Source organism: Microbacterium testaceum, from assembly GCF_003075375.1.
In the GTDB taxonomy this organism is placed as follows: domain Bacteria; phylum Actinomycetota; class Actinomycetes; order Actinomycetales; family Microbacteriaceae; genus Microbacterium; species Microbacterium testaceum_E.
In genome coordinates this window covers 1-20,751 of the sequence record NZ_QDFT01000043.1, presented here as the reverse complement: position 1 = coordinate 20,751, position 20,751 = coordinate 1, and the positions used below count along the sequence as shown (strand labels likewise).

The following is a 20,751-nucleotide window of genomic DNA, read 5'->3' as shown; positions in this document are numbered from 1 at the left end:
CCCGGGTGAACTGACCTCACCCCRCGCGGGCCCCCGTCCCGAGGGACGAGGACCCGCGCGGGGTGAGGTCAGTTCACCCGGGTACGGCGTTGGCCGATCGTCAGGGCCGCACCGGCGGCCACCATGAGCAGCGCACCGATCCCCAGGCCCCAGGGAAGGTCCGCACCGGTCGCGGCGAGCGCACCCGGAGCGACCACCTGCACGGGGATCGACGCGAACGTCCGACCGTCGTCGCGCACGATCACCAGCGTGTGAGTGCCGAGCGCGAAGTCCGCCGGCACATTCACACGGAACGTCACCGAACCGCGATCGTCGGCCTTCGGAATGCCCGTGATCACGAGCGGCTGGCTGTTCAGCGTCGCCGCGAGCTGCTCACCGGGCTTGACCCCCGTCACCGTCGCGGTGAACGACCCGCCGCGCTCGACACGCGAGGAGCTGACCGTGGCCGTGGTGCCCGCCGCCGCGTTCGCGACGGGAGTGGCGGACGCGGATGCCGAGGGGCTCGGCGACGAGGTGGGCTGACCGGTCGGGGCCGTCGTGGGTTCCGGCGACGCCGTGGGCTGGCCCGTCGGGGCCACCGTGGGCTCCGGCGAGGCGGTCGGCGACGCGGTCGGCGACGCCGTCGGCGACGCGGTCGGCGATGCCGTCGGCGACGCGGTCGGCGACGCAGTCGGCGAAGCCGTGGGCGATGCCGTGGGAGTCGGCGTCACGCCGCTCTCGAGCGTCCCCTTCGTGAACAGCGTCGTCACCTCGGTGGCATCCAGAGCCCGTCCGTACACCCGCACGTCGTCGAGGTCGCCCCCGAACAGACGGTCCGCGGGATACTGCGACTTGGCCAGCAGACCGCCCACGCCCTTCAGCGCTTCCAGGTCGGAGGCGTCGAAGATCGTGGCGACCTCGGCGACCTTCTTGCCGTCGACGTAGGTGACGAGCGTCTTCCTCCCCGTCAGCACGATCGTGACCTGCGCCCAGGTGCCCGGCTGCAGCCGCGCCGCACCGGACTTGTTCTCGGTGAAGCCCGACTTGACACCCGCCGCGACGCCGCCGCAGTCGGGGCTGGTGAACAGGTAGTTCGTCGTGCTCGATCCGAGAGACAGCGGCCACTCGCACGCGGCGGTTCCGTCCCACTTCACCCAGCTCGACACCGTCAGGTCGCGCGTGCCGTCGGGGACGACGTCCCCTCCGATCTCGGCGAACGCGGCCACCGAGCCGGGAGCGCCACCCGGGAACGAGATCGCGGAGTCTCCCGCGACACCTCGCGCACCCGGTGCGGCCGTGGCGCCCGTTCCCCTGATGGTGGCGTCGTGACCGCGGCCCGATACGTCCGTGATGCGGGCACCGTCGATCGTGGCACTCGCCCCGTCGAAGCTGTAGTGCAGCAGCAGGTCTGTTTCGGGCGCAGCGACGGTGATCGGGAGCAGAGCCTTGCGGCCGTCCGAGCTCTTGGCGGTGATGACCGCCTCGCCGTTCGACACCCCCGTGACCCTTCCCGCGGCGTCGACCGAAGCCACGGCGGGATCGTTCGAGCTCCAGGTGACCTTCTGATCGGCGTTGGCGGGCGCCACCGACGCCGTCAGCGTCGACGTCGATCCACGCGCCACGACGCTCGAGTCGTACCCGATGGTGATCGCCGCGGATGCCACCGGCGTGGCGACCGCGGTGATCGTGGCGATCGCCGGTGTCGCCGAGCCGTCGTTCAGCGCACCGCGCACCTCGACCTTGTCGCCCGCGGCCCGGAGCGAGGAGAGGTCCTGCTCGTCCCAGGTCACGGCGACATCGATCGCGCCGGCGGCTCGGGTGGCCTTCACTGTGGCAGGGAGAGCGACCGACGTCGTTCCCGGGGCGACCTCGACCGAGACGGGGGCGACCGAGGTCACCAGCTCGTCGGGGTTCCACTTCGCGATCAGGCGGTCCCGCTCCGCGCGGGTGATGCCCAGCGCGACGCCGTGCCGCGGCGAGGCCGGCAGCGCATACTGCGCGGGCACCTTCCAGTCGATCTTCCCCTCTTCGAGGGACTCCGTGTAGAGCGGGATGTATCCGACGCCGCCGTACCAGTCGACGAGGACGTAGTTGCGATCGCCGTTGATGTCACCGGGGTTGGACCGGAACGCCGAGGGGCCCTCGGTCTCGGGCAGGCCGGCGTTCGCCGAGAGGCAGGTGTCGAACTTGTCCCACTCGCCCGAGGTCGAGGGGGCGCGCAGGTCGGTGCCCTTCTCGGCGACGATGTCGGGGCGGCAGGCCGTCTGCTCCGTGCCCTTGGTGAAGCGGTAATAGACGCCGTCGCGCTCCATGATCGTCGTGTCGATGAGTCCCTGTCCCTTGACGAGGTTCGGGATGTCCGACGACTTGATGTACGGAACCGCAGGCGAGAAGTTCACGAAGTCGCGCGTGGTCGCCATCAGGATCTGCGGCCCATTGCCGTCATCCTGCGTGTGGGCGTCGTCGACGAAGACGCGCGACGCCCAGTACACGACGTAGGCGTCGATCGTGGGGTCGTAGTGGGCCTCGGGCGCCCACGCCATGCCGGCGCTCGGCGGAGCGACCGGGATGAGACGCTGCTCGCCCCAGTTCACCAGGTCGGTGGACTCCCAGATCGAGAGGTTCAGGCTGCCGTGATCGGTCACGAAGCCGGTGCGCCCGGCGGACTGGTCGGTGGCGATCAAGAAGAAGCGGTCGCCCTCCTTGGAGCGCAGCACGAACGGGTCGCGCAGACCGAGAGCACCCTTCGTGGATTCGAGCACCGGATTGGCGTCGTTGAGTGTGCGGTAGTTCAGCGCATCGTTGCCCTCCGAGACGGCGAAGCGGATCTTCTCGCCCTCGATGGAGTTGTCTCGGAAGTAGGCGAAAAGGTAGGCCTCATCGTCGTCCCGCGTGTGCGTCGCGGCGGCGAGCACCGTGACGGGCAGTTGCACGGTCCGGGTGGCGGCCCCCAATGTGAGCTTCGCGGTCAGCGTGACCTGCTGATCGGCGGCACCGCGGGTGACGCTGCCCTTGCGCACGATGTTCGGCGCTGCGCCGGCATCGGCGTCGGACACCACGGCGGGGTTCGACGAGGACCAGGAGATCGCGACGTCGTCGGCCAGCGCCGACGGGAAGTCCTGCGAGATGTCGGCACCCGCGGTGGGCAGCGCGATCGAGCCGCGCACATCGCCCGAGAGTCCGGCCTGGGTCGGCAGCGCGTCGGCGACCTGGCGAACCGCTTCTTCCTGCTCTGTGCCGGACAGGGCGCGAACCGTCACCGTGATGGGCGCTCCCGTTCGGGTCTGGCCGCCCAGGCCGAAGGTCGGGGTGAGCGTCGCGGTCGCGTCGCCGGCGTTCGCGGCCGGGCGGGTGACTCTTCCGTCCGCGGTGATGACGCGGGCGTCGCTCGTCGCCCACGTGACCGTCGAACCGGCCGCGGTCGTGACGGGGAGCTTGAGGTCGCGGTCGACGCTCGAGGTGTCCCCGAGCGAGACGGCGTCGGATGCCAGCACGGCGCGGTAGCCGTCGGCCCCGACCGCGCGCAGGTCGTCGGCCGAGAGGGCGCTGTTCCAGATCCGCACGTCGTCGATGGCGCCGGCGTAGAACGGGTCGTCCCAGAACGAGCGTCCGAGATAGCCGCCCACGCCGTTCTGCCCGAGCGCGGCGTCGATGGTCTGCGCGATACCGGTCTGCTCCGCCTCGCCGCCGTCGAGCTGACCGTTGACGTAGTAGGCGATGCGCTGGCCGGGCTGGAACACCAGGGCGATGTTGGCCCACTGGCCCACCGGCAGGTCCGCACCACCGTTGCCGACGCGGCGTTCGCCCGTACCGTCCGACACGGCTCCGTAGGTTCCGGCGCAGCTGGTGGATGCCAAGAGGTTCTTCGTCGTGGACCGGCCCAGGCCGAACGCGAGCTGGCACGCGCCGTTGCCCGCGCCCTCCCACTTCGTCCACATGCTGACGGTCACGGCCTTGTCGCTCGACGAGACGATGTCGTTGGGCAGCGTCACGTACGACGCGACCGCGTCGGCGTCGTTGCGTCCGCCCGACAGGCGGATGGCCTTGTCGTCGGCGGCGCCGGTCACACCGGGTACCACGGTGATGCCGCCGTTTCCGACGACGCCGTCGCTGCGCGTCGCGCGCACACCGGTGTCGGGGATGGCGGCACCGGCACCGAGAGTGCCGGTGAGGGTGTCGAACGTGTAGTGCAGCCCGGGATCGACCACCGGCGCGGCGATCGCCGCGGGCGGGGTGACCAGGGCCGACGCCGTCACCGCGGCGATGGCGGTGGCGGCGAGCAGACGGGGGACGCGCATGGGGGTGGACGCTCCGTTCGGGTGGAGGGGCGGGCGGGGCGGTGCTCGTGCCTCCACGTCCGGGCCGGCCACGCGGCTGCTCTGCCGGGACCGGCGGCGCCGTGTTAGCGCTCACACTTGCTGGAACCGTATTGCCGCCCGAATGCGCCGTCAAGCAACGATCAGGTCACGAGGTGAAGGTTCACATGCGTGTTGCGCGCAGCGACGGCGGGGCTCTATGGTCGGTCGCGACCCGAGTCCGTCGAATCCCGTCCGACGTCTTGGCCGCCACGAAGAGGTGCGGTCCGGTCGCCTTCCCGAGGGCGCACCGGACGAGCCGCTCCGCCCGTCCGCCCGAAAGGCCCTCGCATGCGTTCACGTCGACCCGCGGCTCTCGCCCTCGCCGCCGCCCTGGTGGGCGGTGGCCTCGTCACCGGGATCGCCCCGGCTCAGGCGGCCCCTCCGACCGCCGCCCTGCTGTACGACTTCGACGCGCTCCCGCTCGGCACCGCGGCCGCGGGCACCGCGGTCGCCGACGGCGCCGGCGCGCACCCGGGCACGGTCCGGGGAGCCGGCGCGAGCATCGTCGCCGGACCGCGCGGCGGATCGGATCACGCGCTGGCCCTCCCCGGCGGCGCGGCCGGTTCCGGCGCTGCCTTCGTCGAGATGGCCCCTGGTCTGACCGATGCCACAACCGGTGACGTCACCATCTCGGCCTGGATCAAGTGGTCCGGCGGGCAGGACTGCGCCTGGGCCTACAGCCTGGGCTCCTCCGCCGACCGCTACCTCTTCGCCACCCCGCAGTGCGGCGGGACGCTCATCGGTGCGGTCAAGGCCAACGGCGAACAGCGCGCCGCCGACGACGGGCCCGCGTCGACCAGGCCGAGGAACAGGCCGAAGGTGTTGGAGTGCGAGAAGATCCCCGCGAGCAGGGGGGCGCCCGTGAGGGACTTCTCGGCGTGCGCCAGACCCGCCGACATGAGCACGCGCTCCGGGTCGACGGCCATGCCGATCAACGAGGCGACGGCGACGAGGGCGCCGATCCGTCCGAGCAGGACCAGATCGGACCATTTCACCCGCAGGGTGATGACGAGAGCCCCGGCGAGTGCGGGCAGCAGCAGAGCAGGGCCGACCGGGCGGTCGTGGGCGAACTCGTCGGCGACCGCGATGATCGACGGCAGGGCGACCACGCCGAGGGCGATCGCATCGACCTTCGACCAGAGCATCGCTCCCAGCAGCACGGCTACCGCGACCAGGGGGATCACGGTGTTCGCGGTGGCGGCGGCGGCCTCGACCAGGGGGCGCGGGGCGGTGAGGGCACCTTCGACGTAGTGGGCACGGTCCGTGGTCAGGGCCTCGGTCACCGGTTCGGCGAGCGACGCGAGCGCGAGAAGCAGGACGGCCGCCCCGCGTCGGCGCGACCGCCGATCTCGCCCCTGACGCTCGTCGCGTCGACGTCCGGCGCTGACGCGGGTGCTCGCTAACCTGCTCATCGCCCGAAAGCTACAACCCGAGGAGATGTCGCGTGCCGACGCCCGAGTCCGTGGTGCCCGGGCGAGGTGGAGCGTTGGCCCTCCTCGCGGCGCAGTGGGGCAAGTACGCCGTGCAGGTGGGCGGAATCGTCCTGCTCGCGCGGCTGATCGCCCCCGCCGACTTCGGGCTCGTGTCGCTCGGGCTCGCCCTGGCCGGCTTCGCCGCCGTCCTCGGCGACTTCGGTCTGAGCCTCGCCGCGCTCCGCGCCCCCGTCCTTTCGCCCGCACAGCGCGACCTGCTGTTCTGGATCAACACGGCCGTCGGGGTGGGGGCTGCGGCGGTGGTCGTCGCGGCGGCCCTGCCCGCGGGCTCCGCCTTCGGCGACGAGCGCCTCACGACGGTGCTCCTCCTTCTCGCACCGGCGTTCGCGCTGCGCTCCGCGAGCGTCCAATACCGCGTCGAGCTCAACCGGTCGGGGCGTCTCGGCACCCTCGCGGCGGTGGAGTTCGCCGGCGACGCGCTCGGCCTGGTCGCCGCCGCGACCCTGGCGGTCGGAGGGTACGGCGTCATCGGGCTGTCCCTGCAGGGCGCGATCGCGGCGGCCGTGACGCTGGTGGCCGCCGTCGCCTGCGCCGGATGGATGCCACGACCGCCCCGTCGCGGAGTACCCATCCGCCGTCTGCTGTCGTTCGGAGGCAACACCTTCGTGGTGCATCTGCTGAACTACACGTCGTCGAACATCGGCACGATGACCGTGGGCGCCGCATCCGGGGCCGGAGTATTGGGTTTGTTCAGCCGGGCGAACCAGCTGGTGAATCTGCCTCTCGAACAACTGGCCAGCCCGCTGACGCGCATCGTCATTCCCGCGCTGAGCCGAGCGCCGGACGCCGCCGACGTGCAGCGACGCCTGGCGAGGTTCCAGGTCCTGCTGTGCGTCCCCGTGCTCGGGTACATCAGCCTGCTCGCCTCGACGGCGGGCCCCGCCATCCACCTCGTCCTGGGAGCGGAGTGGCGACCGGCGGCGGCGTTCGTGCCCGTGTTCGCGATCGGTGCGGTGTTCCAGACGGTGGGGTACGTCGGCTACTGGGCGTTCGTCGCACGGGGTCGTCCCGGGCTGCTGCTCGGCGCCGAGGCCGCGGGACGAGGAGTCATGATCGCCCTCGCGGTCGCGTGGGCGCCGCTCGGTCCGCTCTGGGTCGCGGGCGCGATCGCTCTCGGGCACGCGGTCGTGTGGGCGGGATCGACGTTCGTCTTCCTTCCCCGGGCGGGGATCTCGGGCCTGCGTCTCGCCGGGTCCGCCACCCGCATCCTGGCCGTGTTCCTCGCCGCCTGGGCGGCGGCCACGGCGATCGACCTCTCGGCCGTGTCCACCTGGGATCCGCTGCCCCGCCTTCTCGTCCTCGTCGCCGCGTGGGGTGCGACCGCGGCCGCGGCGACGGCGCTGGTCGCCCGCGCCGACCTCGCCGTGATCCGCGAGTTCATCCGTCCCTCCCGCCCGACCGCCGACTGAGCGCGCGGCGACGATCCGCCACGCTCGGAGGGACCGGCGAGGAGACACATGCACATCGCGAGCGTGACGCGCAGCGTGCCCTACGACGGCATCCCGCACGCGGGTGGGGACTACGTGCTGCGCCACGCACAGGCACTGCGCGAGCTGGGCCACATGCTGACGTTCATCGCCCCCGATACGGACGAGAACCGTCGCGCGACCGCGCGTGGCGTTCCGGCCGATGCCGTCGTCCTGTACCCCGCCCGATCGCTCTCGCACCCCGGCCCCGTCGAACGACTGACACGCCGACTCTCTCCCGCCCGAGTGGGACGCGATGAGCACCGCGGACTCTCGCGGTCGGCCGGTGCTCGCGCCGCTCTCGCGACAGCGGACGTCGTGGAGTACCAGTGGACCCAGGCAGCGGACCTGGGCGGGGTCGTCGCGCGGTTCGCGGCGCCGCACGCGCGAACGATGCTGGTGCTGCACGACGTCATGACCCAGCAGGTGACGCGGCAGCGCGACGGCGGGCGGGGCGGCCTACCGGCGCGCGCGATCCGTTCGCTCAAGGTCGCGCTCGTGCGGCGCGCGGAACGGCGGGCCATCTCGCGTGTCGACACGGCGGTCGTCTTCAGCGAGAAGGACGCGGCGATGGCGCGCACGCTCGCTCCGCCGGCCGTCGTCGTCGAGGTCGTGCGCCCCCCTCTGGCCGGCGGCGTCGCCGACGTCACGCCTCGCGACGCCGACGGACGCGACGGTTCCCGCCCGTTCGAGGTGCTCTACGTCGGGTGGTTCCGCCGCGCCGACAACGCCCGTGCCGCGCTCTGGCTGTGCCGCGAGGTGTGGCCCCGTGTTCGTGCCGCGCGCCCCGACGCGCGCCTGATCCTCGCGGGGGCGGATCCGACCGCCGAGATGAGGGCTCTGGCATCCCCCGGCTCCGGGATCGAGATCACGGGGTATCAGCCCAGCCTCGACAGCTTCTACACCCGCGCCGACGTGGCCGCCGTCCCCGTCCGCGACGGTGCGGGGGTCAAGTTCAAGACCGTCCTGGCGATGCTCTGGCAGGTGCCCGTCGTCTCCACGTCGGTGGGGCTCGAGGGCATCACCGACGACCCCACCCTGGTGTGGGGGCGGGCCGACACGCCGGTCGCCTTCGCCGACGCCCTCCTCGCCGCCGCGGATCGACCCGAAGACGCGGCGGTCGTCGCGCGTGCCGCCCGACGGTGGGCGTCGCGAGAGTTCTCGGAAGAGACGTTCCGCCGGTCGCTAGGGCGTCTCCTGGACCCTCCCTCGCCCCTGTCCCCTCGACCCCCGGAGTCCCCGTGAACACCGCACCCCCCTTCGTCGTCGTCGCCCCCGTCAACGACGACGAGACCCTCGCCCGGTGCCTCGCCGCCTCGCCGGACCTGTCTTCCGAGCGGATCCCTCTGCGGGTCATCCGCGGCGCGCGCTCGGCAAACGGAGTGATCGCCGATGCCCTGTGGGCGGCCACCGACGGTTTCGTCGTCTACGCCCACCAGGACGTCTACCTTCCGCGCGGTTTCTTCTCCACGCTCGCCGAGCGACTCGCCACCCTCGATCGGCTCGACCCGGCATGGGCGGTCGCCGGAGCGATCGGTCGCGACGCTGCACGCGTAACGCACGGAACAGTGTGGAGCACCGACCGCGGACGCGTCGTGGGAGAGCGGATCACCGGTCCCGCGCCCGTGGAGTGTCTCGACGAATGCCTGCTGATCCTGCGCGCCGGCGACCTGTCCCTCGTCGACCTCGACGTGCCCGGCTTTCACCTCTACGGCGTCGACCTCGTGCAGATGGGACGCCTCCAGGGTCGTCGGTCCTACGCCCTTCCCCTGCAGATCGTGCACCACGCGAAGCCGATCACCTCGCTCGGCGGCGGCTACGCGCGTGCCCACCGGTACATGCGTCTGAAGTGGCGGGCGCGACTGCCGATGACGACGCTCATCACCCCTCTCGAACGCGTGCCGTGGAAGCTCTGGAAGATGCGGGCCGGGGCGCGGCTGCGCACCCGTTTCTCGCCGGCGCGCCACGGCTACGGTCAAGAGACCGATCCCCGGCGGATCGCCCGCGAGCTGCGATACGAGTGAGGCCGGGTCATCCCCAGGCGCGCGCCAGCGCGTCGCCCTGGGTGTGCGCATCTCGGTGGCCGAGGTATGCGCGCCAGCCCCGCCGGTTCTCGGCGCTCCACGCGACGAACCTCCGCTCCCGCACCGCGGCGACGAGCGCGGCCTCGCCCTCGTCCAGGGTCAACGCGGCCGGCAGGTCGGGCAGCGCGGGGATGCGCCGCGCCAGGATGGGCAGGCCGGCCGCGTCGGCATCCAGGATCGCGATCGGAAACCCCTCCCACGCCGCGGTGTGCAGGTAGACGTCGAGCTCGTCGAGCTCGCGGCGGACGCACCCGGCCCCGACCCACCCGGTGACCCGGATGCCGGGGGCAGCGCTCCCGTCCCCGATCCACGTGGCCCGGACGTCCACGTCGGCGAGCGCGTGGCGAAGAGACGCGACGCGGTCGACGAAGAAACCCGGGTCCTTCTGCGGCGACCACCGTCCGAGCATCCCGAGGCGCAGCACGCCGTCCCGCAGCGCCCGTGGGGGGCGGGCGTGGACGTCGACGAGAGACGGCAGATTGGGGATGACGAGCGCGCGGTGCGCGGCGATCCCCACGCCCAGCGCCTCGTCACGTTCTCCGGGCCCGCACGCCGCGAGCACCGTCGTCCGTCCGGCGAGCGTCCGCTCGATCACGCGGTAGACCGAACGATGGACGAACGAGACGTCGGTGCGCGCGAAGGCGAAGCAGTGCGGGGTGTAGACGACGCGCGTCCGGGCCGGACGGAGCAGCCGCGCGTACACGCCGGGAAAGCTGGAGTGCGCGTGCACGACGTCGAACCGCCCGCGGCGCAGGATGCCGCGGAGGTCGCGGAGCGCGCGGACCGGGGTCGACGCGTCCCATGCCACGTGCGCGGCGTCGCCCCCCGCCCACACCGGCGCCGGTCCTCCTGCGACGGGCGGGGACACGATCACGTGGCGATACGCGGGAGGCGAGGTGCGGATGTAGCTGCGCACCGCCACGGGGACTCCCCCGGTCGTGCGGTCGACGAGATGCGCGACGACGCGCGGCGCGGGGTCAGGGATCACGTCGCGACGCTAGACACCGGCGACGCGGGCGCGGATCGTGTTCGCCCTCTGACCGCCGAGCTTGGTCCGGCGCTTCACCCGTGGCATCCATTCGAATCACCTCGACGGGAGGGCAGGGCGTCGCGCCCCTCGTCAAGGCCGTGCGTCCCGCGGCGGGCCCTGCCTAGCGTCGGAGCATGACCTCCGATCGCGACCAGTTCACCTTCGACAACCCCGTCACCCGCTACTCCCGCGTCGAGCCCCCGCTGCAGCATCAGCCCGAGCCGGGCGTGCAGGCCGACATGACCCCCGTTCCCGACCTCGGCGAGAAGACCTACCGCGGTCTGGGCCGCCTGCAGGGGCGCAAGGCCCTCATCACCGGCGGCGACTCCGGCATCGGCGGGGCGGTCGCGATCGCCTTCGCGCGCGAGGGCGCCGACGTGGCGATCGTGCACCTCCCGGACGAACAGCGCGACGCCGACCACATCCTCGAGCAGATCCGGGATGCCGGGCGCACGGGCGTCTCGATCGCTACCGACATCACCGATCCCGGCGCGTGCCGCGAACTCGTCGCCCGCACCGCCGAGGCCCTCGGCGGCCTCGACATCGTGGTGAACAACGCCGGCAAGCAGGTGATGGTCGAGAAGGTCGACGACCTGTCCGACGAGCAGTTCGAGCAGACCTTCCGGACGAACGTGTTCGCCCCGTTCTGGATCACCAAGGCCGCGCTCGCGCACCTGCCCGAGGGCGGCACGATCATCAACACCGCCTCCCTCGAGGCCTACGTGCCCGCCCCCGACCGCCTCGACTACGCGGCGACGAAGGCCGCCATCAACAACCTCTCCAAGGGTCTCGCGCAGCAGCTGGCCTCACGCGGCATCCGGGTCAACGTCGTCGCACCGGGCCCCACCTGGTCCGCCCTGCAGGTGAGCCAGGGCGTGTCCGACGATCAGATGGAGCACTTCGACGACGAGAGCACCTACCAGCGCGCCGGTCAGCCGGCCGAGATCGCCCCGGCGTTCGTCTTCCTCGCGTCGGCGGAATCCAGCTACGTCTCGGGCGAGACGCTCAACGTCAACGGCGGCATGGTCACGCCGTAATCACGCCGGACGGGCTCCGGACGAGCCGAAGGGCGGGACCCCCGACACGGTGTCGGCGGTCGCGCCCTTCGCGTTCTCCGCGGGCCGGCCGTGTCGTCGCCGCGGACGCTTGCGCAAAACGTCTCGCTTGGCAAGCGACCCTCGCGGCACCCCCGGGTGCGAAACGGTGAGTGCATGTCCGAAGACACCGCTTCCGCACCCGACGAGGCGACCCCCACCCTGTATCTGCTGCACGCGCTGGGTGCCAGCGCCCGATCGTTCGACCGTCTCGCCTCGCGTCTCGAGGGCCGTGTCCGCGTCGTCGGCATCGACCTGCCCGGTTTCGGGGACGAGGCGGCTGCCGACGACTCCAGCCTCGCGGCGAGCGTCGCGCACGTGGAACGCCGTCTGCACGCCGAGGCCCGCGGCCGGTGGCTGCTGGGCGGCCACAGCATGGGCGGCAAGATCGCCGCGCTCGTGGCATCCCGTGTCCTGCGCGGAGACGCGTCGCTGTTCGGGTTGGGCGGCCTGGTGCTGATGGCGCCGTCCCCTCCCCGGCCCGAACCGATGGACGAGGAGCGCCGTGCGCTCATGCTCTCGTGGGTGGCCGAGGGGCCGATCTCGGAGCAGGATGCCGACACCTTCCTCTCCCAGAACGTCGCCCGCCCGCTCGACGACGCGGCGCACGCTCAGTCGGTCGCCGATCTGCGTCGCACCTCTCCCGCGGCGTGGCGCGCGTGGCTCGAGACCGGGAGCACGGTCGACGCCACCGCCCAGGTGCAGACGCTCGACCTGCCGGTCCTGGTGCTCGCGGGCACCGACGACGCCGACCTCGGCGCCGCCGCTCAACCGGGTCTGCTCGCCTCCGTCTACCCCCGCGCCCGCTTCGCGACGCTCGCCGACACCGGTCACCTCATCCCGCTCGAACGGGACGCCGAAGCGGCCGCGGCCATCGAGGCGTTCGTCGACGACGAGGTGCGGGTGGGCCCGGTCGTTCCGGCGGAGTGGGTCCGCCTGATCGCCGGTGACCGCGTCGACGCGCGCGTCCGCGGCATCCTGGCCCGCCGCGCGCTGCCCGACGACCGCGGGTACGCCCCCGGGGTGCTCGACCTCGCGCAGCTGACGCTCCTGCGCGAGATCGCCGACCTCGTCGTCCCGCAGGAGGGCCCGGCGATCGACATCGCCGCGCGCGTGGACGCCCAGCTCGCTCGCGGCGAGGGAGACGGGTGGCGTCCCGCAGACCTGCCGGCCGACCCCGAGGCGTACCGCCGCGGTCTCGACACGCTCGCCGCCTCATGGCCGACCGACCCCGCGGATCGCGACCGCGTGCTCCGCGCCGCGATCGAGGGCGAGGGCGAGGACGGCGGTCCCCTCGACGCGGCTCGGCTAAAAGCCTGGCTCGAGGACGCCCGCAACGACCTCGTCCGCCAGTGGCTCGCGCACCCCGCCAGCATGGCGCGCGTGGGCTACGACGGCTTCGCCACGGGCGGATCGCCGATCCGCGGCTTCGTGGAGCTGCGTCTGGGACGCCGAGAAGACTGGGAGCCGTCCGGGGTGGGCGGCACGATCGCGACGGGAGACGCCGCATGAACCTCGAAGCGATGCGTACGTTCACGGACGACGAGACGGTCGACGTCGTCGTCGTCGGAACCGGCGCCGGGGGCGCTCCGCTGACGGCCGAGCTGGCGCGGAAGGGGCTGAGCGTGGTCGCGCTCGAAGCCGGTCGCCACTTCGCCCTCGACGACCTCACGCCCGACGAGACCGAAGCGGTCGAGATCAACTGGATGTCGGAGCGCCTCAGCGGCGGAGACGACCCCACGGCCTTCGGTCCGAACAACAGCGGACGCGGCGTGGGCGGCTCGATGCTGCACTGGGGGGCCTTCACCCCGCGTCCCGACCGCCGCGACCTGGCGCTGCGCACCGAGTCGGGTGTGGGGCGGGACTGGCCGGTCGATCCCGACGAGCTGCTGTCCTACGTCGAGCGCGTCGAGGGCGACATCGGCGTCTCGGGCCCGACGCCCTACCCGTGGGACCCCTCGCGCCGCTACGCCTACGCCCCGGCGGCGCGAAACGCCCCCGCGAACCTCGTCGCGAAGGGCTGCGACGCGCTCGGCGTCCGCTGGGCCGACGCGCCGGCGGCCGTCCTCACCCGCGCGCGCCTGCAGGACCACCACGGCGAGCGCAGCGCGTGCGTGAACTGCGGCGAGTGCCACCAGGGGTGCCGGGTGGATGCCAAGGCCTCCACCGCCAACACCTACCTGCCCGCGGCCGTCGCCGCCGGCGCCGAGATCCGCAGCGAATCGATGGTGCACGGCATCGAACTCGACGAGCGCGGACACGTGGCGGCCGTGGTGTACCGCAAGGACGGTGTCGACCGGCGCCAGCGCTGCCGAGCCCTCGTGCTCGCGGGGGGCGGGGTCGAGACCCCGCGCCTGCTGCTGCACACGGGCCTCGCCAACGACAACGGGCAGGTGGGTCGCAACTTCCTCGCGCACGGGGCGACCCAGGTGTGGGGTCGCTTCGACGAACCCGTCCGCGGGCACCGCGGGTATCCGTCGTCGCTGATCTCCGAGGACATGATGCGTCCCGCCGATGCCGACTTCGCCGGGGGCTACCTGGTGCAGAGCCTGGGCGTGATGCCGCTGACGTTCTCGACGACGCTCGTGCGCGGCGGCGGTCTGTGGGGTCCGGAGCTCATGGAGCGGCTCGATCAGTCGCGGTTCATGGCCGGCATCGGCATCAACGCCGATTGCCTGCCGTCCGATGACAACCGTCTCGAGCTGGTCGACGAGGTCGACGAGTTCGGCATCCCCCGTGCCCGGGTGTCGTTCACTGCGGGAGACAACGAGAAGGCGATCGACCGGCACGCGACGGCGTTCATGCTGCGCGTGATGGAGGCGGCAGGCGCGCGCGAGACGATGGTGCTGGCCCGCACGGCCCACACCATCGGCACCTGTCGCATGTCGAACGACCCGGGAGACGGCGTGGTCGACGCGGACGGGCGTTCGCACGAGATCCCCAACCTGTGGATCTGCGACAACTCCGTCTTCCCGTCGGCGATCGCCGCGAACCCGGCGCTGACGATCATGGCCCTGTCGTTGCGTACGGCGGATCGCTTCCTGGCATCCACCGCCGCCTGACGACCTCACCCGGATGCGCGCCGTACCGCGCGTCCGGGTGCTGCGGCGGCGGTCGGTAGCGTCACCGCGTGCCGTCCCCCACCGCCTCAGCCGCCCCGCGTCCGCGTCGGGCCGACATCCAGGGGCTTCGCGCTCTGGCGGTGCTGCTCGTCATCGGCGATCACGTCGCCCATCGGCCCAGCGGGGGCTTCATCGGCGTCGACGTGTTCTTCGTGGTGTCGGGCTTCCTCATCACGGGTGTGCTGCTGCGCGAGCACGAGAGGACGGGGCGGATCTCGGTCCGCGCCTTCATCGCCGCCCGACTGCGACGGATCGCCCCGCCCGCGCTCACGGTGCTGGCCGCCACGGTGGGCCTGTCGTGGCTGCTGCTGTCGCAGGGCCGCGCGGCCGGCGTCACCCTCGACGCGGGATGGGCGGCGCTGGGCGGCGCCAACCTGTATCAGATCCTGCTCGGGGCCGACTACTTCGCGCAGAGCGCCACCGTCTCGCCCCTCCTGCACTTCTGGTCGTTGTCGGTCGAGGAGCAGTTCTACCTGGTCTGGCCCTGGTTGCTCATCGGGCTCGTGACGCTCGCCGCGCGGCGCGGGGGCGGTCGATCGCGGGGGGCGCGCTCCGTGATGCAGGGCGGCATCGCCGCGGTCGTCGCCGCCTCGTTCGCCTGGGCGCTCATCGACTCGACCGCTCACCCCGTCCCGGCGTACTACTCCCCCTTCACCCGCGCGTGGGAGCTGGCCGCGGGCGGCATGCTCGCCATCGCGGCCCCGGCCTTCGCGAACCTCGGCCGCCTGTCGCGCGCGGTGCTCCTCGCCGGCGGTCTCGTCGGCATCCTGGGGTCGGCGGTCCTCATCACCTCGAACCTTCCCTGGCCCGCCCCCTGGGCCGTCATCCCCGTGGTCGCCACCGCCGCTGTCCTGGCCTCGGGAATCGGCGGTCCGGCGCCCGGCGCGGTGCTGCTCGCCAATCGCGCGTCGGTCTTCGTCGGCGACATCTCCTACAGCCTGTACCTCTGGCACCTGCCGGCGCTGGTCTTCGCGCTCAGCCTGTTCCCGCAGAGCGCGGTGCTGGCCGCCTCGGTGGCGATCCTGAGCGCCTTCGCCCTGGCCACCGCACAGTACGTCGCCGTCGAGAGGCCGGTGTGGCACTCGCCCCTCTTCGTGCGCGGGGCGAGCTCCGGCGACTGGAGCGCCTGGCGCAGCCGCCACGCCCGCACCGCCCGTCGCGGGGTCCTCGGTGCGCTCGTCACGGTCGCCTGCGTCGCGGGCGCGGCGGCGGTCGTCCCCCTGCCCGCCCCCGTCGTCGTCGACGCGGACGCCCCCTTCCCCTCGCTCGTGGCCGACCGGCCGGTCGGGCCCGAGGCCGCGTCAGTGCAGCAGAGCGTGCGCGAGGCCCTTTCGGAGACGAGGTGGCCCGGCCATCTCGACCCCGCCATCGACGACCTCGGTGTCGACCAGGCCGCCCCCGAGTGGACGCGCTCCGGGTGTCTCAGCTACGCGGCCGGCGAGACGGGCGAATCGCCCGAGCAACTCGGGACGCGCTGCGTCTTCGGCGAGCCGGGCGCCTCGCGTCGCGCCGTGCTGGTCGGCGACTCGGTCGCCATCAGCTGGGCCCCCGCGATACGTGCCGCACTCGGCCCCGCGTGGAGCGTGACGATCCTGACGATGGGTCAGTGCCCGTTCGCCTTCGTCGCCGTCACCCGAATGGACGGGTCGGACTTCGCCGAATGCGACCGGTTCCACGCCTACGCGGCGCAGGCGGTGGGTTCCACCGCCCCCGACCTGGTGTTCTTGTCGCAGTCCGATTCCAGTACCGGACGGACGGCGCCGGGCTCGGCCGGGGCCGCGATGGACGAGGGCCTGGATCGGGCGTTGGGTCGGTACTCCGCCGCGGCCGGGGCGGTGGTGGTGCTGCCCGCCCCGCCCGAGCGGCCGAACCTCTGGACGTGCTATTCGGTGGTGTCCTCCCCCGCCAGCTGCATCTCGCCCGTCGGCGACGCGCACGTCCAGGCCGACGCCGCGCTCACCGCCGCCGCACGACGGTCGGGAGCGCTCTTCGTCGACACCGATCCCCTCTTCTGCGCCGAGTCCGTCTGCCCCGCGTTCGTGGGCGGCAGCGTCGTCACGGTCGACAAGATCCATCTCACCGCGCGGTACAGCCGAGAGCTGGGGCCCGCGCTGCACGAGGCTCTCGAGCCCCTCCTGGGTGCGCCGGATCCCCGGCCCGGCGCCCCCGGGTGAGTCTCCACGCGCGAGGGGTGATCACGCGGGCGGCATCCCGCCGCCCGGACACGGGAGAATGGATGCCATGAAACTCGAGCACCTCGTCCGGTTCGCCGCCCTCGCCGAGGAGCTGCACTTCCCGCGCACGGCCGAGAAGCTCGGCATCCCCCTCGCCTCGCTGTACACGACCCTCGACAAGCTCGAAGAAGAGGTCGGGCAGCCGCTCGTGCAGCGGACCCCGCCGACGCGCCTGCTGCCCGCGGGGGCACTGCTGCTCGAAGAGGCCCATCGACGCATCGCCGATGCCCCTGCCCCGGCTCCGAAGCAGAAGACCGCGGGCGGCGGCAAGGCCAAGGCGTCGAAGGGCAAGGGCCGCGCCCCCATCGTCAAGGGTCAGCCCAAGCCGTACAAGAAGCGTCAGGGGCGCTGAACCAACGCAGCCGGCGCGCGATCTACAGCTCGGTGACCCGACCGGCCTCGACGTGCCAGCGGCGGTCCGTCTCGACCGCCGCCAGCATCCGCCGATCGTGGGTCACGAGCAGCAGCGTCCCCGTGTACGAGGCGAGCGCCTGCTCGAGCTGCTCGATCGCGGGCAGGTCGAGGTGGTTGGTCGGCTCGTCCAGCACGAGCACGTTCACGCCACGCGCCTGCAGCAGCGCGAGTCCGGCGCGCGTGCGCTCACCCGGCGAGAGCTCGTCGACCGGGCGCGTGACATGGTCGGCCTTCAGCCCGAACTTCGCGAGGAGCGTCCGCACCTCGCCGGCGTTCATCTCGGGAACGAAACCCTCGAACGTCTCGGCCAGCGGGCGCGCGCCGACCATGAGGGAGCGGGCCTGATCGATCTCGCCGATCTCGACGCTGGCGCCGAGGCTGGCCGACCCCTCGTCGGGGGCCTGTCTGCCCAGGATGCCGCGCAGCAGCGTCGATTTGCCGGCGCCGTTGGGTCCCGTGATTCCGATGCGCTCTCCGGCGTTCACCTGCAGCGAGACGGGCCCGAGCTGAAACGCCCCCTGCCGGAAGACGGCGCCCGAAAGCGTCGAGACGACCGAGCTGGATCGCGGCGCGGAACCGATCGTGAACTCGAGCTGCCACTCCTTGCGGGGCTCCTCGACCTCGTCGAGCCGAGCGATGCGGCTCTCCATCTGGCGCACCTTCTGCGCCTGCTTCTCGCTCGACTCCACCGAGGCTTTGCGACGGATCTTGTCGTTGTCGGGGGCCTTCTTCATCGCGTTCCGCACGCCCTGACTCGACCACTCGCGCTGCGTCCGCGCGCGTGAGACGAGGTCGGCCTTCGTCTCGGCGTACTCCTCGTACTTCTCCCGCGCCTGTCGGCGCAGGGTCGCCCGCTCCTCGAGGTACGCGTCGTAGCCGCCGCCGTAGACGCGGTGGGAGTTCTGCGCCAGATCGAGCTCGAGCACGCGGGTGACCGAACGAGCGAGGAATTCGCGGTCGTGGCTGACCAGGACGACCCCGCCCCGCAGGCCCCGCACGAACATCTCGAGGCGTTCGAGGCCGTCGAGGTCGAGGTCGTTGGTCGGCTCGTCGAGCAGCGCGATGTCGAAGCGCGACAGCAGCAGCGCCGCCAATCCCACGCGTGCCGCCTGCCCGCCCGACAGGCCCGTCATCTGTGCATCGACGCCGACGTCCAGCCCGAGCTCGGCCAGCACGACCGGCATCCGCTCATCGAGGTCGGCCGCCCCGCTGGCGAGCCAGCGCTCGAGGGCGGTGGCGTAGGCGTCGTCGGCACCGACCGCGCCGGGGTCGCCGAGGGCGGCCGCCGTGGCATCCATCTCGCCCGTCGCCTCGGCGCACCCCGTGCGGCGCGCGATGTACTGCGCCACGGTCTCGCCCGGGATCCGCTCGTGCTCCTGCGGCAGCCACCCGACGAAGGCGTCCGCTGGGGCGAGGCTGAGAGAGCCCTCCTGCGGCTCGTCCACGCCGGCGAGAAGGCGCAGGAGCGTGGATTTGCCGGCCCCGTTCGCGCCGACGACGCCGACCACGTCACCGGGCGCGACGGTCAGATCGACACCGGTGAAGAGCGTGCGGTGGCCGTATCCCCCGGCGAGGTTCTGGACGACGAGGGTGGCGGTCATGGCTCCAGTTTCGCAGGCTCGGCGGGGGGCCGTCGGCAGCCCGGTCGAGGGCGGAGCGGGCGGCGCGCGAGGGAAGCCCCCCGCGGCGTCCCGGCCTTCAGCGCGCCCGGGGATGGGCGGTCGCGTAGACGTCCCGAAGCGCGTCGACCGAGACGTGCGTGTAGATCTGGGTGGTCGACACCGAGGCGTGCCCCAGCAGTTCCTGCACCACCCGCACGTCCGCGCCGCCCTGCAAGAGGTGGGTCGCGAACGAATGGCGGAGCGTGTGCGGCGAGACGTGAGCGGTGAGTCCTGCTCGCTCGGCCGCGGCCTGGATGATCAGCCAGGCGCTCTGGCGCGACAGGGGCGCCCCGCGCACCCCGAGGAACAGCCGTGGCGTCGCGCGGCCACGCGCGGCCAGGGCCGGGCGGACACGCGTGAGGTACGCGTCGACCGCCGCCCGGGCGTAGGAGCCGACGGGGACGATGCGTTCCTTGTCGCCCTTGCCGCGCACGCGCAGCAGATCGCCGTGCGCCGCGTCGTCGACGTCGAGCTCGACGATCTCCGACACGCGCGCCCCCGTGGCGTAGAGAACCTCGAGCAGCGCGCGATCGCGGACCGCCGCGAGTTCGGCCGCCGAGGCGTCCGCCGACCCCGGAGCGGGGCCGGCGGCATCCAGCAGCACGTCGATCTGGCCGATGGTCAGGGCCTTCGGCAAGCGGCGGGGCGCCTTCGGCGGTCTCAAACGCCCGCTCGGATCGTCTGGGACCCGCCCCTCGCGCACGAGGAACCGGTGGAGCCCTCGTACCGACGACTGCAGACGCGCGAGCGATGACGACGCGGGTGGCGGCTCGGCCGAGGCGCGCTCGGCCGCGAAATCGGCGACGAGCCCGGGGGTCACCTCGTCGACCGAGGCGATCCCCCGCGACCGCAGCCACACGACGTAGACGTCCAGGTCGCGCCGGTAGGCGGCGACGGTGTGGTCCGACAACCCGCGCTCGAGCGCGACGTGACGCAGATAGGCCTCGACCGCGCGCCCGAGCTCCACGTCAGGCCGTGTCGGCCTCGCGCCGCAGCACCTCTGCGGCGGCGAGCGCACCGACGGCCAGGATGCCGTTTCGCACCCGACCCTCGAGCACCGCGTCCACGACCTCGGACAGCTCGATGCGCTGCACGAGCATGTCCGACTCCTCGTGCTCGCGCTCGAAGTCGTTCTCGACGGCGCTCAGCCCCCGCGCGAGGAAGATGTGCACGACCTCGTTGCTGCCGCCCGGCGTCGTGCGCATCGAGACCAGGTGCTGCCAATGCTCCGCGGCCAGGTCGACTTCTTCGCTCAGCTCGCGCTTGGCGGTCTCGAGCGGCGGCTCGCCCGCGACGTCGAGCAGACCGGCGGGGATCTCCCAGTCGCGCTGCGTGATGGGGTGACGGTACTGCTGGATGAGCACGACGCGCCGTTCGTCGTCGATCGCCACGACCGCGGCGGCGCCCGGGTGATCGACGTACTGGCGGGTCATCTCACCGTCGCCGTAGCGGACGGTGTCGGAGCGCACGTTCCAGACGGCGCCCTCGTAGACGAGGTCGCTCGAGAGAACCTCGAGCTCGACGTCCTGGTCGCGCAGCTCCGACACGTCAGTCCTCCTCGACGTCGAACAGCTCGCTCGAGCGGTGACGTTCGAGCGACGCCGCGACGAGTCCACGGAACAGCGGGTGCGGCTCGGTGGGACGCGAGCGCAGCTCGGGGTGCGCCTGCGTCGCAATGTAGTACGGGTGCACGTCGCGCGGAAGCTCCACGAACTCGACGAGGTCGAGGTCGGGGTTGAGGCCCGAGAACACCAGGCCCGCGTCGCTGAGCTGCTGGCGGGAGGCGTTGTTGACCTCGTAGCGSKGGCGGTGGCGC

The 20,751-nt window shown here is 72.5% G+C and carries 15 protein-coding genes; 8 read left to right on the top strand and 7 right to left on the bottom strand.

The window, feature by feature from the left end:
* Window positions 1-68 precede the first annotated feature (68 nt).
* Both DC432_RS13520 and DC432_RS13510 read right to left on the bottom strand, forming a co-directional pair.
* A complete protein-coding gene (locus DC432_RS13520; protein ID WP_116538324.1) occupies window positions 69-4,277 on the bottom strand; it encodes a LamG-like jellyroll fold domain-containing protein in 4,209 nt (1,402 codons plus the stop codon).
* A gap of 761 nt (window positions 4,278-5,038) precedes the next feature.
* Window positions 5,039-5,749, bottom strand: a complete 711-nt coding sequence (locus tag DC432_RS13510; protein ID WP_133177945.1) for a hypothetical protein — start codon at window positions 5,747-5,749, stop codon at window positions 5,039-5,041.
* Between the two features lie 32 nt (window positions 5,750-5,781).
* Here DC432_RS13510 and DC432_RS13505 point away from each other — a divergent pair, with 32 nt between their 5' ends.
* Genes DC432_RS13505 through DC432_RS13495 form a run of 3 tightly spaced genes read left to right on the top strand, consistent with a single transcriptional unit; the run spans window position 5,782 to window position 9,320 of the window.
* The gene (locus tag DC432_RS13505; protein WP_116538321.1) at window positions 5,782-7,239 is read left to right on the top strand and encodes an oligosaccharide flippase family protein; all 1,458 of its coding nucleotides are present in this window, start codon (window positions 5,782-5,784) and stop codon (window positions 7,237-7,239) included.
* Between the two features lie 48 nt (window positions 7,240-7,287).
* Window positions 7,288-8,541, top strand: a complete 1,254-nt coding sequence (locus DC432_RS13500) for a glycosyltransferase (protein ID WP_116538320.1) — start codon at window positions 7,288-7,290, stop codon at window positions 8,539-8,541.
* The gene (locus DC432_RS13495) at window positions 8,538-9,320 is read left to right on the top strand and encodes a hypothetical protein (RefSeq protein WP_116538319.1); all 783 of its coding nucleotides are present in this window, start codon (window positions 8,538-8,540) and stop codon (window positions 9,318-9,320) included. The genes DC432_RS13500 and DC432_RS13495 overlap by 4 nt, the downstream gene beginning before the upstream one ends.
* Window positions 9,321-9,327: 7 nt before the next feature.
* On the opposite strand, the gene DC432_RS13490 is transcribed toward DC432_RS13495, so the two are convergent.
* The gene (locus DC432_RS13490) at window positions 9,328-10,368 is read right to left on the bottom strand and encodes a glycosyltransferase (RefSeq protein WP_116538318.1); all 1,041 of its coding nucleotides are present in this window, start codon (window positions 10,366-10,368) and stop codon (window positions 9,328-9,330) included.
* Window positions 10,369-10,544: 176 nt separating this feature from the next.
* On the opposite strand from DC432_RS13490, the gene DC432_RS13485 reads away from it, so the two are divergent.
* The 5 genes from DC432_RS13485 to DC432_RS13465 all read left to right on the top strand — a co-directional run bounded on the left by DC432_RS13485 (window position 10,545) and on the right by DC432_RS13465 (window position 17,212).
* Window positions 10,545-11,447, top strand: coding sequence for an SDR family oxidoreductase (locus DC432_RS13485; RefSeq protein WP_108317424.1), 903 nt, complete (start codon window positions 10,545-10,547; stop codon window positions 11,445-11,447).
* Window positions 11,448-11,621: 174 nt separating this feature from the next.
* Window positions 11,622-13,016, top strand: a complete 1,395-nt coding sequence (locus DC432_RS13480; RefSeq protein WP_116538317.1) for an alpha/beta hydrolase — start codon at window positions 11,622-11,624, stop codon at window positions 13,014-13,016.
* Window positions 13,017-13,027: 11 nt separating this feature from the next.
* A complete protein-coding gene (locus DC432_RS13475; protein WP_165801274.1) occupies window positions 13,028-14,566 on the top strand; it encodes a GMC family oxidoreductase in 1,539 nt (512 codons plus the stop codon).
* A gap of 68 nt (window positions 14,567-14,634) precedes the next feature.
* Entirely contained in the window at window positions 14,635-16,800 is a 2,166-nt protein-coding gene (locus DC432_RS13470; RefSeq protein WP_116538315.1) for an acyltransferase family protein, read from the top strand.
* Window positions 16,801-16,867: 67 nt separating this feature from the next.
* A complete protein-coding gene (locus DC432_RS13465) occupies window positions 16,868-17,212 on the top strand; it encodes a LysR family transcriptional regulator (protein WP_116538314.1) in 345 nt (114 codons plus the stop codon).
* Between the two features lie 22 nt (window positions 17,213-17,234).
* Here DC432_RS13465 and DC432_RS13460 read toward each other — a convergent pair whose 3' ends face one another.
* The 4 genes from DC432_RS13460 to DC432_RS13445 form a co-directional block, all read right to left on the bottom strand.
* The gene (locus DC432_RS13460) at window positions 17,235-18,875 is read right to left on the bottom strand and encodes an ABC-F family ATP-binding cassette domain-containing protein (RefSeq protein ID WP_116538313.1); all 1,641 of its coding nucleotides are present in this window, start codon (window positions 18,873-18,875) and stop codon (window positions 17,235-17,237) included.
* 97 nt (window positions 18,876-18,972) lie between these two features.
* Window positions 18,973-19,902 carry a site-specific tyrosine recombinase XerD gene (gene xerD / locus DC432_RS13455; protein ID WP_116538312.1) on the bottom strand — a complete coding sequence of 310 codons (930 nt, stop codon included), beginning with the start codon at window positions 19,900-19,902 and terminating at the stop codon, window positions 18,973-18,975.
* A 1-nt stretch (window position 19,903) separates the two neighbouring features.
* Window positions 19,904-20,482 carry an NUDIX domain-containing protein gene (locus DC432_RS13450; RefSeq protein ID WP_116538311.1) on the bottom strand — a complete coding sequence of 193 codons (579 nt, stop codon included), beginning with the start codon at window positions 20,480-20,482 and terminating at the stop codon, window positions 19,904-19,906.
* A gap of 1 nt (window position 20,483) precedes the next feature.
* Window positions 20,484-20,751 (bottom strand): glutamine amidotransferase-related protein (locus DC432_RS13445; protein WP_431739687.1); only part of this gene is annotated, 268 nt, incomplete at its 5' end.

Bases quoted from the DNA above. Each gene is read 5' to 3' on its own strand.
- DC432_RS13460 (WP_116538313.1), bottom strand. From the start codon at position 18,875: ATGACCGCCACCCTCGTCGTCCAGAACCTCGCCGGGGGATACGGCCAC.
- DC432_RS13485 (WP_108317424.1), top strand. From the start codon at position 10,545: ATGACCTCCGATCGCGACCAGTTCACCTTCGACAACCCCGTCACCCGC.
- DC432_RS13465 (WP_116538314.1), top strand. From the start codon at position 16,868: ATGAAACTCGAGCACCTCGTCCGGTTCGCCGCCCTCGCCGAGGAGCTG.
- DC432_RS13500 (WP_116538320.1), top strand. From the start codon at position 7,288: ATGCACATCGCGAGCGTGACGCGCAGCGTGCCCTACGACGGCATCCCG.
- DC432_RS13475 (WP_165801274.1), top strand. From the start codon at position 13,028: ATGCGTACGTTCACGGACGACGAGACGGTCGACGTCGTCGTCGTCGGA.
- DC432_RS13520 (WP_116538324.1), bottom strand. From the start codon at position 4,277: ATGCGCGTCCCCCGTCTGCTCGCCGCCACCGCCATCGCCGCGGTGACG.
- DC432_RS13480 (WP_116538317.1), top strand. From the start codon at position 11,622: ATGTCCGAAGACACCGCTTCCGCACCCGACGAGGCGACCCCCACCCTG.
- DC432_RS13510 (WP_133177945.1), bottom strand. From the start codon at position 5,749: ATGAGCAGGTTAGCGAGCACCCGCGTCAGCGCCGGACGTCGACGCGAC.